Origin of the sequence: Ewingella sp. S1.OA.A_B6 (assembly GCF_049889095.1) — a bacterium.
GTDB lineage: Bacteria > Pseudomonadota > Gammaproteobacteria > Enterobacterales > Enterobacteriaceae > Ewingella.
Map to the genome: position 1 here is coordinate 45,856 of NZ_JBLJFK010000009.1, position 12,526 is coordinate 58,381.

Below are 12,526 nucleotides of genomic sequence, written 5' to 3' on the forward strand. Positions count from 1 at the left end.
ACTTCGGGAAAGACGTATGAAGGGTAAAACAACAGAAGATGACAACGCAGTTCGCCTCGACAAATGGTTGTGGGCGGCGCGTTTTTACAAAACCCGCGCGCTGGCGCGGGAGATGGTTGATGGCGGCAAAGTGCATTACAACGGTCAGCGTAGTAAACCCAGCAAGCTGATGGAAATGAACGCCGAAATCACTCTGCGTCAGGGAAATGACGAAAGAACGGTTATGGTGCTGGCTTTAACCACACAGCGCCGCACTGCGGAAGAAGCACAAAAGCTCTATCAGGAAACCGAGGCAAGCGTCGCCAAACGGGAGAAAGTCGCCCTGGCACGCAAAATGAACGCCATGCCTCACCCGGATCGGCGTCCGGATAAAAAAGAACGCCGCGATCTGATCAAATTTAAAAATGGCGACATGGAATAACCTGCGCCTTAAGAGAGAACTTATGTCTAATCACGACCAATTACACCGCTACCTGTTCACTCATCACGCCGTACGCGGTGAACTGGTTTCGCTCAGCGAGACATTCCAACAGATCGTTGCTGGCCATGATTACCCAGCTGAAGTCCGTACCCTGCTCGGAGAGATGCTGGTAGCAACCAGCCTGCTGACCGCTACTCTAAAATTCGATGGTGATATCACCGTTCAGCTGCAGGGCGATGGCCCGCTGAAACTGGCGGTGATTAACGGTAATAACCAGCAGGAAATGCGCGGCGTCGCGCGTCTGCAAGGGGAAATTGCCACAGATAGCACATTGCGGCAGATGATCGGCAGCGGCTACATGGTGATCACCATCTCTCCGACTGAAGGCGAGCGCTATCAGGGCGTAGTAGGCCTGGAAGGGGAAACCCTGGCTGAATGCCTGGAAAACTATTTCATGCAGTCAGAGCAGTTGCCAACGCGCATTTTCATTCGTACCGGCATGTCTGAAGGCAAACCGGCTGCGGGTGGACTGCTGCTGCAGGTCCTTCCGGCACAGGACACTGACCCGGAAGAGTTCAGCCATCTGTCTCAGCTGACCCACACCATCAAAGCCGACGAACTGTTCAGCCTGCCGGCCAATGAAGTGCTGTATCGCCTGTACCATCAGGAGGAAGTCACCCTGTATGAACCGCAGGATGTCTGTTTCCGCTGCACCTGTTCGCGAGACCGTTGCGCTGATGTGCTGATGACGCTGCCAGGCGAAGAAGTGCTAGAAATGCTGGAAGAAGACGGCAAAATCGAGATGCATTGCGACTACTGCGGCAGCGATTATGTCTTTGACGCCATGGACATGGCGACACTCAAAGCCAGCGGTAGCCTGCCAGAGGCAGACGGTTCGATACACTAGCGCCATTAACTCCACATAAAACGGAGCAATATCTGATATTGCTCCGGCTTCATTAAAGCCGTTTTCTTCCGTTACACCATTCCCGTGCACTGTCTCGCAGAATCACTAAAAACCCCGTCACTGATGCCATTCTTTGATAGCTATCGCGGATAAAACCCCATAAAACCCTACAATTATAGTCAATTTAATCATAGCGGCTAACTGGCCGTTCAGGTTTGAACATTCGATTGAGGAGCAGGGATATGCCAACACGCCATCTCACCAAAAAAACGCTGGCTACTTATGGTATCAACGACACGAGCGACATCATCTACAACCCGGATTATGGTTTACTTTTCAAAGAGGAAACAGCACCGGGCCTTGAGGGTTTTGAGCGCGGCCAGATCACCGAACTGGGTGCGATCAATGTAGATACCGGTATTTTCACCGGCCGCTCGCCGAAAGATAAATACATCGTGCGCGATGATACCACCCGCGACACCGTCTGGTGGGCCGATCAGGGCAAAGGGAAAAATGACAACCACCCGCTGACGCAAGAAGTATGGAGTGCGCTGAAATCCCTGGTTACCGAGCAACTCTCCGGCAAACGATTGTTCATCATTGATGCATTTTGTGGCGCAAACCCCGACTCACGTCTGAAAGTCCGATTCATTACCGAAGTTGCCTGGCAGGCCCATTTCGTCAAAAACATGTTCATCCGTCCAAGCGAGGTCGAACTCGAAAACTTCGAGCCCGATTTTATCGTGATGAACGGCGCGAAATGCACCAATCCGAACTGGCAGCAACAGGGGTTGAACTCCGAGAATTTTGTTGCGTTCAATCTTACTGAACGCATTCAGTTGATCGGCGGCACCTGGTACGGCGGGGAGATGAAGAAAGGAATGTTCTCGGTAATGAACTATCTGTTACCGCTCAAAGGCATTGCCTCAATGCACTGCTCAGCTAACGTCGGCGAAAAGGGCGACGTGGCTATTTTCTTCGGATTGTCCGGCACCGGTAAAACCACGCTCTCCACTGACCCTAAACGTAAGTTGATTGGCGATGACGAACATGGCTGGGATGATGACGGTGTATTCAATTTCGAAGGCGGCTGTTACGCCAAAACCATCAAACTGAGTAAAGAAGCCGAACCGGACATTTACGGGGCTATCGTCCGTGACGCTCTGCTGGAAAATGTTGCGGTCAACGCAGACGGTAAAATCGACTTTGACGACAACGCCAAAACCGAAAACACCCGCGTCTCTTACCCGATTTATCACATTCACAATATCGTTAAACCGGTATCGAAGGCGGGCCACGCCACCAAAGTGATCTTCCTGACCGCCGATGCCTTTGGTGTTCTTCCGCCCGTCTCCCGTCTTACCGCCGACCAGACGCAATACCACTTCCTGTCCGGCTTCACCGCCAAACTGGCAGGCACAGAGCGCGGCGTTACAGAACCGACGCCAACCTTCTCGGCCTGCTTCGGCGCGGCATTCCTGTTGCTGCACCCAACCCAGTATGCCGAAGTGCTGGTCAAGCGCATGCAGGCCGCGGGTGCACAAGCTTATCTGGTGAACACCGGCTGGAACGGTACCGGCAAGCGTATTTCAATTCAGAACACCCGTGCAATCATCGACGCCATTCTTAACGGAAAAATTGATGAGGCAGAAACCTTTACCCTGCCGGTGTTTAACCTCGCGGTACCGACTGAGTTACCGGGCGTAGACACCCATATTCTTGACCCGCGTAACACCTACGCCAGTCGTGAACAGTGGGAGGAGAAGGCGCATGATCTTGCGCAGCGGTTTGTGACTAATTTTGATAAATATACAGATACAGAGGCAGGAGCTAAGTTGGTCAAAGCAGGACCTAAGCTTTAAAAAGCTTAAGTGAATTTTTTTAATTTCAAATTCAAGATCGTGGGCTCCGGCCCACTTTCCGCTTGAAGTCTTCAAATCTTTAAATTCAAAATCAAAATCAAAACCTTGGGTTGCCACCCAAACCGGCCCAAAAGGAGGCATAAACGTGCCTCCTTTTGGAACTCCTGCGTTTTTTAAAAACAGCAGCTGCGCAGATTAGGGTGGTCGTGTTTCAGGCACTTCCGTTATAGCCGCAAAATGTCATCGCTCCGCGATTCCCTGCTGCGGGCTTGAGCCAACGGTAAAGATGTTGTCTCGCCACCGACTTGCCGATGACATTTTGAACGCGGCCGAGGTTTTTCTAAATTCAAATTCAAAACCTACACGGCATTGGCCTTTTGAATGTACTTGTGGCTTTCTAAATTCAAAACCAGACCCGCTTTTTATCTTTTAAAAATGTCGAGGCCGCATTCAAAAATGGCGCTGAGCCAGAGGTGGAAAACCGCGTGTCTTTTTACGCGGGTTGGAACCCGCAGCGAAGGTACTGCCTAAGCAGCGGCATTTTGCGGCTATCTTCATGGCACCTGAAACACGGCCATTGTGACCCGCGCAGTTGCTGTTTTTAAAAAAGCCCGGGGTCTTGGGGCGGCGGCGATTGGCCGCCCCAAGTCGGTGTGGGCCGACGCCCACGACCTTGAAGTTGAAGTTGAATTTAAAAGATTAAAAGGGGCATACGCCCCCTAAATCAAACGGTTTTTTGCGGAAGGGCTGACGCCACAGCCTTCTCCACCGGTAAGGGTAAATAGGCCCGAATTCGTAATCCTCCCCGAGGACTCGCCCCAATATCGAGAGAACCCGCATGGGCATCAATGATACGCTGAACTATCGCCAGACCCAGTCCCGTACCGCTGGTTGTCCGGGCACTATCGCCACGAACAAAGGGTTGGAACAGGTGCTTAAGTTGGCTTTGTTCTATACCAGGACCATCGTCTTCCACCTGGAACCAGCCGCGTTGTAACTCTTTACCACTGCTAACTTTAATCCAGCCATTGCCATAGCGGGCGGCGTTCACCACCATATTAGCGACGGCGCGTTTGATTGAGAGCGGATGCACATTAACCAGCACCTCGCCGTCGGTCAGGTCACTTTCAATTTCACGCTCATACCCGCTCTCTGCGGCAATGACTTCGCCGAGGATAGAATTCAGATCACACTCTTCTGTCTGTAATTCCTGACCCGTTCGCAGATAATCGATGAATTGCTCGATGATGGCATTGCACTCTTCGATGTCCTTATTAATGGACTCCGAGAGGTAACCATCAGCGTCACTCATCATCTCCGTCGCTAATCGAATGCGGGTCAGCGGTGTACGCAAATCGTGGCTGACACCCGCCATCAGCAGGGTTCGGTCATCAGCAAGCTGTTTGACACCCGCAGCCATCTGATTAAATGCCCGCGTGACTGAGCGCACTTCCGAAGCACCGTACTCTCGCAGCGGTGGCGGAATTATCCCCTTCCCAACCTGCAAAGCGGCATGTTCGAGTTCAACCAGAGGGCGGTTCTGAATACGGATAAATAGCCACGCGCCGCCGATCGCCAACAACATGATCGCCAGCGTATAGCGGAACAATGGGGAGAAATCGCCCTGATGGATTTCAGTCAGCGGAACGCGAACCCAGATGTCTGGCGACAACCAGGTTTTAAGCCACACCACCGGGGTATTTTTATTTACTTCAACGCGAACATCGGTGGGACCACCGAGTTGCTGCGCCATTTGCTCACTGAGAAATTCGTAATGCTGCGCCCAGCGTAAGCCGCTCTCTTCCGCCGCAGAATTGGTGTACAGAGAGATACCCAGTTCGCGATAAATTTCGCGACGGAACGCCGGAGGCACGGCAAGCAGAGTGCCATCCTCAAGTTGCAACTGGTCGGTCATTAGCATACGGACTTCGTAAGCCAACACCTTATTGAACTGTTGCAGACTGGGCAGGATGGCAAAGTTCAGCACTACCAGATAGGTCGTCACCAGGCTGACAAACAGCAAGGTGACGATCAACAGCAATGTTCGTGCAAACGAGCTACGCGGTGAAAAGCGTATTCGTCTCATGCCTTAGTGCCGTCCGGCACAAAGACATAACCCAAACCCCAGACGGTCTGGATATAACGTGGATGTGCCGGATCTTCTTCCACCATGCGACGCAGGCGTGAAATCTGCACGTCAATGGAACGCTCCATAGCACTGTATTCACGGCCACGCGCCAGATTCATGAGCTTATCGCGAGACAGTGGTTCACGTGGGTGGCTCACTAGCGCCTTCAGCACAGCAAATTCACCGCTGGTCAGAGGCATAGGTTCATCTTCACGGAACATTTCGCGCGTACCCAGATTCAACTTGAACTTGCCGAAGGAGATAATGGCCTCTTCCTGCGAAGGTGCACCTGGCAGTTCATTGGCCTGACGACGCAGCACGGCACGAATACGGGCCAGCAGTTCACGCGGGTTGAATGGCTTAGGAATATAGTCATCCGCGCCAATCTCAAGGCCGACGATACGGTCTACCTCTTCACCTTTGGCGGTGACCATGATAATTGGCATTGGGTTGCTCTGGCTGCGCAATCGGCGGCAGATAGACAGACCGTCTTCGCCCGGCAACATCAAATCAAGCACCATCAGATGGAACGACTCGCGGGTCAACAGGCGATCCATTTGTTCAGCATTTGCTACACTACGGACCTGGAAGCCTTGTTCGGTCAGATAACGTTCCAGAAGCGCACGTAGTCGCATGTCGTCATCTACGACCAGAATCTTGTGATTCTCTTGCATTTTTTATTACTCCCAAAGGCATTAATACCCAAGCCTGTATTGTTAAAAAAATGTGCTAAAACAGACAGCAATTAATGGTATACATTCTAGTCGAAATTGTTACAAAGCTTATTTTTTTCCCAATGTATCAACAATTTTCGCCCAGTGAATACGATTCCATCCTTAAAGTTACCCTTCCCCGCACTTTACCTCTTTATCACGAAATCACGTTAGTAATGTTGTAGCATCCCATCAGCTGTGGAAAGATCGTACATTGGCGAACAGGATCACTCTGTGAAAAAAACATGAAAACCAAACTCATTACCCGCGAAGGTTACAACAAGCTCAAACAAGAGCTGGATTTTCTCTGGCGCGAAGAGCGGCCTGAAGTGACAAAAAAAGTTACCTGGGCTGCCAGCCTTGGCGATCGCAGTGAGAATGCCGATTATCAGTACAATAAAAAACGCCTGCGCGAAATAGATCGCCGCATTCGTTATCTGACCAAATGCATGGAAGAGTTACGCATTGTCGATCACTCGCCGCAGCAGGATGGCAAAGTGTTCTTTGGTGCCTGGGTGGAAGTGGAAAATGACGACGGCGACGTTAAACGTTTTCGCGTCGTCGGTTATGACGAAATTTTTGGCCGTAAAGATTACATCTCCATAGATGCACCGATGGCGCGCGCATTACTGAAGAAAGAGGTCGGCGACAGTACCGTAGTGCAGACGCCAGTAGGCGATGCGGTGTGGTACATCAATGAAATACATTACGGTGAAGAGAGCCCGGATCTATAAACTCTCCATAACGCTCAAAAAACCGGTCAGAAGGTCCGGATCGCTGGCATTTCTGACCCTCAAAACGTATAACTGTCCCCCTGCTTTTATGTCTCTTAACCAAAGAAAACAGATACCAGACTTATGAATGATCAACTGAGCCGCATTATCGCAACTGAATTGCAGGTTCGCCCGGAGCAGGTTGCTTCCGTGGTGCGCCTGCTGGATGAAGGTAATACCGTACCGTTTATTGCACGGTATCGTAAGGAAGTCACCGGTGGGTTGGATGATACCCAACTGCGTCAGTTGGACACCCGTCTGAGTTATCTGCGTGAGCTCGAAGACCGACGCCAGACCATTCTCAAATCCATTGAGGATCAGGGAAAACTGAGCGATGAACTGGCTAAAGCCATCAAGACCACGCTGAGTAAAACCGAGCTGGAAGATTTATACCTGCCGTATAAACCCAAACGCCGCACCCGTGGGCAAATCGCCATTGAAGCCGGGCTGGAACCGCTGGCTGAGTTACTGTGGAACGAGCCACAAAACGATCCGGAAACAACCGCAGCTAAATTTGTTGATGCCGATAAGAGCGTCGCTGATACCAAAGCCGCCCTCGACGGCGCACGCTATATTCTGATGGAGCGTTTTGCTGAAGATGCCGCCCTGCTGGCGAAAGTTCGCCACTATTTGTGGAAGAACTCGCACCTGGTGTCCCGCATGGTCGAGGGCAAAGAGCAGGAAGGCGCAAAATTTCGCGATTACTTTGATCACCACGAGCCGATTTCTCAAGTGCCTTCACACCGCGCACTGGCTATGTTCCGTGGTCGCAACGAGGGCGTGTTGCAACTGGCGCTCAATGCCGACCCGCAACATGACGAACCACCGAAAGAAAGCTATGCCGAGCAGTTGATCATCGATCATCTCGGCCTGCGCCTGAACAATGCGCCTGCCGACGTTTGGCGTCGTGCGGTAGTAAACTGGACATGGCGCATCAAAGTGCTGCTGCATCTCGAAACCGAGCTGATGAGCACCATTCGCGAACGCGCCGAAGATGAAGCCATCAACGTATTTGCCCGTAACATGCACGATCTGCTGATGGCTGCTCCGGCCGGAATGCGCGCTACCATGGGCCTCGATCCTGGTTTGCGCACCGGTGTAAAAGTCGCTGTTGTGGATAACACCGGCAAATTGGTGGGTATCGACACTGTTTATCCACATACCGGTCAGACTGCGAAAGCCGCACAGCAGGTCGCGGCACTGTGTATCAAGCATAATGTTGAGCTGGTGGCGATAGGCAACGGCACGGCTTCGCGTGAAACCGAACGCTTCTTTATCGAGCTGCAAAAACAGTTCCCGGCGGTGAATGCGCAAAAAGTCATTGTCAGCGAGGCCGGCGCGTCAGTCTATTCGGCCTCCGAACTGGCAGCACTGGAATTCCCGGATCTGGATGTATCAATTCGTGGTGCCGTGTCCATTGCACGACGCTTACAAGATCCACTGGCCGAACTGGTGAAAATCGATCCGAAATCCATCGGGGTCGGCCAGTACCAGCATGACGTCAGCCAGAGCCAGTTGGCGAAGAAACTCGACACCGTGGTGGAAGACTGCGTGAACGCCGTGGGAGTCGATCTCAACACCGCATCGGTGCCGCTGCTGACCCGCGTCGCCGGTCTGACACGCATGATGGCGCAGAATATTGTTAATTGGCGCGATGAAAACGGCCAGTTCCGCAACCGTGAACAGTTGCTGAAAGTCAGCCGTCTGGGGCCGAAAGCCTTCGAACAGTGCGCGGGCTTCCTGCGTATCAACAACGGTGACAACCCGCTAGATGCCTCGACCGTTCACCCGGAAACTTATCCGGTGGTGCAGCGCATCCTGGCGGCGACCAATCTCGCACTGAAAGAGCTGATGGGCGACTCCAACGCGCTGCGTGGTCTGAAAGCCAGCGAGTTTATCGACGATAAGTTCGGCATGCCGACTGTCACCGACATCATCAAAGAGTTGGAAAAACCAGGACACGATCCGCGCCCTGAGTTCAAAACCGCCACCTTTGCCGATGGCGTGGAAACCATGAATGACCTAATGCCTGGCATGATCCTCGAAGGCTCAGTCACCAACGTCACCAACTTCGGTGCATTCGTGGATATCGGCGTTCATCAGGATGGTCTGGTGCATATATCGTCTTTAGCAAATAAATTCGTCGAAGACCCGCACACCGTGGTGAAAGCCGGCGACATCGTCAAAGTCAAAGTCATGGAAGTCGATCTGCAACGTAAACGTATTGCGCTCACTATGCGTTTAGACGAGCAACCGGGAGAAGCACCGGCACGCCGTCCATCGGCATCTGCCGCTGGCGATCACCGTGATGCACAAAAACGTCAGGCACCGAACAAACCGGCCAGTCGCAATGCGGCTCCGGCAGGCAATAATGCAATGGCCGATGCACTGGCTGCCGCGCTCGGCAAAAAACGTTAAATTTTCTGTTTTCCCCACCAACCGAAAGCCGCTGAATTTTAGCGGCTTTTTTATGTACTTTATTTAGACACTTTTTAAAGCCTTTCCTAATGAATCAATCACTGAGGTAAATCAATAAAATGGGCACTGCGCAGGCATAGGATAGCGACGTGGTGGAGCGCCTTATGAAGAGGAACACCTCTTTTCTTTTGTCTCCATATGCGTATTGCTTATGATAACTATTCTAATTTGTACTACCTGTCGTATTCAGTGCGCCGCCAGGCTGAGGCTGAGGCTGAGGCTGAGGCTGAGGCTGACAATTTCGCACCATCGGCAATTTCTGAGCAGTTTTTTACAACATCAATCGTAGTTAAGTGGGATCACTGGGCAGGGAAGCGCGGCGTAGAATTTTCTCAACGCTGTTCTACCCAAAATGTCCGAACGCTTCGCGAGGAACTATGCAACTTCAATCACAACGTGCTTACAAAATCACCGGCTTTTCTCATGAAATCAGCCCGGCGTACCGCCAGAAACTGCTGTCACTCGGTATGCTGCCAGGGTCATTCTTCAACATTATCCGCGTAGCGCCGATGGGCGATCCGGTACAAATAGAAACTCGCCGCACCAACCTGGTCGTTCGCAGGAAAGACCTCGATCTGCTGAAACTTGAAATCCAGACCTGTTAATTTTTTAGTGCGGACCGCTCTTTTGTCCGCACCTCTCCTTTTTTCACATGCAGACAAAACACATGAAAGCATTGACCATTGGTTTAATTGGTAATCCAAATTCAGGTAAAACCACGCTTTTCAATCAGTTGACCGGTTCACGCCAACGTGTGGGCAACTGGGCTGGCGTAACCGTCGAACGTAAAGAAGGTCATTTTTCTACCGGAGAACACAAAGTTACGCTGGTAGATCTGCCGGGTACCTATTCGCTGACCACCATGTCAGAACAAACCTCACTCGATGAACAGATTGCCTGTCATTACATCCTGGGCGGCGATGCCGATCTGATGATCAACGTCATCGACGCCTCAAACCTTGAGCGAAATCTGTATCTGACGCTGCAACTGCTGGAACTCGGCATTCCGTGCATCGTCGCGCTGAACATGCTCGACATCGCCAAAATCCAGAACATCAATATCGATATTCCAGCACTGTCCGCCCGTCTGGGTTGTCCGGTAGTGGCGCTGGTATCTACGCGTGCTTCAGGTATTCAGGAACTGAAAACAGCTATCGATCAGCGGCCGCAGGCCACGTTGCTGGAACGCGTGACTTATCATCCTGTTCTGCAACAAGAGGTAGACGTGCTCGCCGCAGCAATGCCGCAGGACATGGCGCTGCAACAGCGCCGCTGGCTGGCACTGCAAATTCTTGAGGGTGATATCTACAGCCAGAGCCACGCGGGTAAAGCGCAACAGTTATTACCGGAAGTGAAAGCCCGCATGGCCGCGCAACAGCTGGATGACCCTGCGCTGCTGATTGCCGATGCACGTTATCAGAGCATCGCCGCACTGTGCGCTGAGATCAGTAACTCGCATCTCACCGCACCGAATAAACTTACACAGGTGCTGGATCGCGTGATCCTCAACCGTTTCCTCGGCGTGCCGATTTTCCTGCTGGTGATGTACCTGATGTTTGTGCTGGCGATAAACATCGGCGGTGCACTGCAACCGATTTTCGATATCGGCTCGGCGGCGATTTTCATTCAGGGCATGCAGTGGATTGGATTTACCCTCCACTTCCCGCAGTGGCTGACTATTTTCCTCGCGCAGGGGGTCGGCGGGGGTATCAATACCGTGCTGCCGCTGGTGCCACAAATCGGCATGATGTATCTCTTCCTCTCGTTCCTGGAAGACTCCGGTTATATGGCGCGCGCCGCATTCGTAATGGATCGCCTGATGCAGGCACTCGGTCTGCCGGGCAAATCCTTCGTGCCGCTGATCGTCGGTTTTGGCTGTAATGTGCCGTCAATAATGGGTGCCCGCACGCTGGATGCCCCGCGCGAACGATTGATCACCGTGATGATGGCGCCGTTTATGTCCTGCGGCGCCCGTCTGGCAATTTTTGCCGTCTTCTCTGCCGCTTTCTTCGGCCAGGACGGCGCGTCTATCGTGTTCTCGCTGTATCTGCTGGGCATTGTGGTCGCTATTCTCACCGGCCTGCTGCTGAAATACACCATCATGCGCGGCGAAGCGTCACCCTTTGTGATGGAACTGCCGGTATACCACGTTCCGCATCTGAAAAGCCTGCTGTTGCAAACCTGGCAGCGCCTGAAAGGCTTCGTGCTGCGCGCCGGTAAAGTCATCGTGATCGCCAGTATTTTCATCGGTGCGCTGAACAGCTTCTCCTTCAGTGGCAAAGCGGTCAATAACATCAATGATTCAGCGCTGGCGTCGGTTAGTAAAGTGCTGACGCCGGTGCTGTCACCAATGGGTGTACATGCCGATAATTGGCAAGCGACAGTAGGTCTGGTAACCGGCGCGATGGCGAAAGAGGTAGTCGTCGGTACGTTGAACACGCTCTACACCGCCGAGCGCATCACCAATGAAGAATTCGATGCCGCGAATTTCAACCTGTCAGGTGAACTTAACGGCGCTGTGAAAGAAACATGGCAAGGTCTGAAAGACACCTTTAGCATCAGCGTGCTGTCTAACCCCATCGAAGCCAGCAAAGGCGACGGCGAAATGGGTGCCAGCTCAATGGGCGTGATGAGCAGCAAATTCGGTTCAGCAATTTCGGCTTACAGCTATCTGATCTTTGTACTGCTTTACGTGCCTTGCGTGTCAGTGATGGGCGCGATTGCCCGCGAAACCAGCCGCAGCTGGATGACTTTCTCCATCTTATGGGGACTGAACGTCGCCTATTCTCTGGCAACGTTGTTTTATCAGGCAGCAACCTTCAGCGATCATCCGGGACACAGCGCGACGACCATCCTTATCGTGCTCATCTTCAACGCCCTGGTGTTGATCGCTTTGCGCAAAGCCCGCAGCCGTGTCAGCGTTCATCTGCAACCGCGCAAAGCAGCGGCCTGCTGTGAACCCGCTACCGGCAGCGATTGCCATTAGGAGGCACAATGACCAGTCTGATTCAGGTACGCGACAGCCTGGCGCTGGCTGGCCGGGCAGATGCCCGCCAGCTCAGCCTGCAGCTCAATTCACCACAGCCGCTGGTGCAGGCAATGCTCGAAAGGCTGGTCGCCATGCGTAAAGCGGAGCCAGTTGAAGCCGACGACAGCAGCCTCTCCGGCAGTTGTAAAAACTGCACTGAGGGTAAAAAATGCCTGACGGTTAGCTATCGCTTGGTTAAGCTGTGAATCCAACTTT

The 12,526-nt window shown here is 52.5% G+C and carries 10 protein-coding genes; 8 read left to right on the forward strand and 2 right to left on the reverse strand.

The genetic code is table 11. From position 1 onward, the window contains the following. The first annotated feature begins 16 nt into the window (after positions 1-16). The 3 genes from hslR (at position 17) to pckA (ending at position 3,190) form a co-directional block, all read left to right on the forward strand. Complete coding sequence (gene hslR / locus ACMV8I_RS15885) at positions 17-421, forward strand: ribosome-associated heat shock protein Hsp15 (protein WP_498866179.1); 405 nt, start codon at positions 17-19, stop codon at positions 419-421. Positions 422-443: 22 nt separating this feature from the next. Further along, positions 444-1,328, forward strand: coding sequence for an Hsp33 family molecular chaperone HslO (gene hslO, locus ACMV8I_RS15890; protein WP_498866180.1), 885 nt, complete (start codon positions 444-446; stop codon positions 1,326-1,328). A 242-nt stretch (positions 1,329-1,570) separates the two neighbouring features. Then, positions 1,571-3,190 carry a phosphoenolpyruvate carboxykinase (ATP) gene (gene pckA / locus ACMV8I_RS15895; RefSeq protein ID WP_498866181.1) on the forward strand — a complete coding sequence of 540 codons (1,620 nt, stop codon included), beginning with the start codon at positions 1,571-1,573 and terminating at the stop codon, positions 3,188-3,190. A 724-nt stretch (positions 3,191-3,914) separates the two neighbouring features. Here the strand turns inward: pckA and envZ are convergent. Continuing rightward, positions 3,915-5,276, reverse strand: coding sequence for a two-component system sensor histidine kinase EnvZ (envZ, locus tag ACMV8I_RS15900; protein ID WP_498866182.1), 1,362 nt, complete (start codon positions 5,274-5,276; stop codon positions 3,915-3,917). Then, the gene (gene ompR / locus ACMV8I_RS15905; protein WP_188474202.1) at positions 5,273-5,992 is read right to left on the reverse strand and encodes an osmolarity response regulator transcription factor OmpR; all 720 of its coding nucleotides are present in this window, start codon (positions 5,990-5,992) and stop codon (positions 5,273-5,275) included. The genes envZ and ompR overlap by 4 nt, the downstream gene beginning before the upstream one ends. A gap of 284 nt (positions 5,993-6,276) precedes the next feature. On the opposite strand from ompR, the gene greB reads away from it, so the two are divergent. The 5 genes from greB (at position 6,277) to ACMV8I_RS15930 (ending at position 12,516) form a co-directional block, all read left to right on the forward strand. Beyond that, positions 6,277-6,765 carry a transcription elongation factor GreB gene (greB, locus tag ACMV8I_RS15910; protein WP_498866183.1) on the forward strand — a complete coding sequence of 163 codons (489 nt, stop codon included), beginning with the start codon at positions 6,277-6,279 and terminating at the stop codon, positions 6,763-6,765. A 123-nt stretch (positions 6,766-6,888) separates the two neighbouring features. Then, positions 6,889-9,222, forward strand: coding sequence for a Tex family protein (locus ACMV8I_RS15915; RefSeq protein WP_498866184.1), 2,334 nt, complete (start codon positions 6,889-6,891; stop codon positions 9,220-9,222). 437 nt (positions 9,223-9,659) lie between these two features. Then, entirely contained in the window at positions 9,660-9,887 is a 228-nt protein-coding gene (gene feoA / locus ACMV8I_RS15920; protein WP_498866185.1) for a ferrous iron transporter A, read from the forward strand. 62 nt (positions 9,888-9,949) lie between these two features. Beyond that, a complete protein-coding gene (gene feoB / locus ACMV8I_RS15925; RefSeq protein ID WP_498866186.1) occupies positions 9,950-12,268 on the forward strand; it encodes a Fe(2+) transporter permease subunit FeoB in 2,319 nt (772 codons plus the stop codon). Positions 12,269-12,276: 8 nt separating this feature from the next. Beyond that, on the forward strand, positions 12,277-12,516 hold the full coding sequence (locus ACMV8I_RS15930) for a FeoC-like transcriptional regulator (RefSeq protein ID WP_498866187.1): 240 nt from the start codon (positions 12,277-12,279) through the stop codon (positions 12,514-12,516). Positions 12,517-12,526: the final 10 nt, after the last annotated feature.

What these genes read in the sequence shown, in the direction of transcription:
- hslR (WP_498866179.1), top strand. Translation starts at nt 17, where the DNA reads ATGAAGGGTAAAACAACAGAAGATGACAACGCAGTTCGCCTCGACAAA.
- feoA (WP_498866185.1), top strand. Translation starts at nt 9,660, where the DNA reads ATGCAACTTCAATCACAACGTGCTTACAAAATCACCGGCTTTTCTCAT.
- ACMV8I_RS15915 (WP_498866184.1), top strand. Translation starts at nt 6,889, where the DNA reads ATGAATGATCAACTGAGCCGCATTATCGCAACTGAATTGCAGGTTCGC.
- pckA (WP_498866181.1), top strand. Translation starts at nt 1,571, where the DNA reads ATGCCAACACGCCATCTCACCAAAAAAACGCTGGCTACTTATGGTATC.
- feoB (WP_498866186.1), top strand. Translation starts at nt 9,950, where the DNA reads ATGAAAGCATTGACCATTGGTTTAATTGGTAATCCAAATTCAGGTAAA.
- ACMV8I_RS15930 (WP_498866187.1), top strand. Translation starts at nt 12,277, where the DNA reads ATGACCAGTCTGATTCAGGTACGCGACAGCCTGGCGCTGGCTGGCCGG.
- hslO (WP_498866180.1), top strand. Translation starts at nt 444, where the DNA reads ATGTCTAATCACGACCAATTACACCGCTACCTGTTCACTCATCACGCC.
- envZ (WP_498866182.1), bottom strand. Translation starts at nt 5,276, where the DNA reads ATGAGACGAATACGCTTTTCACCGCGTAGCTCGTTTGCACGAACATTG.
- ompR (WP_188474202.1), bottom strand. Translation starts at nt 5,992, where the DNA reads ATGCAAGAGAATCACAAGATTCTGGTCGTAGATGACGACATGCGACTA.
- greB (WP_498866183.1), top strand. Translation starts at nt 6,277, where the DNA reads ATGAAAACCAAACTCATTACCCGCGAAGGTTACAACAAGCTCAAACAA.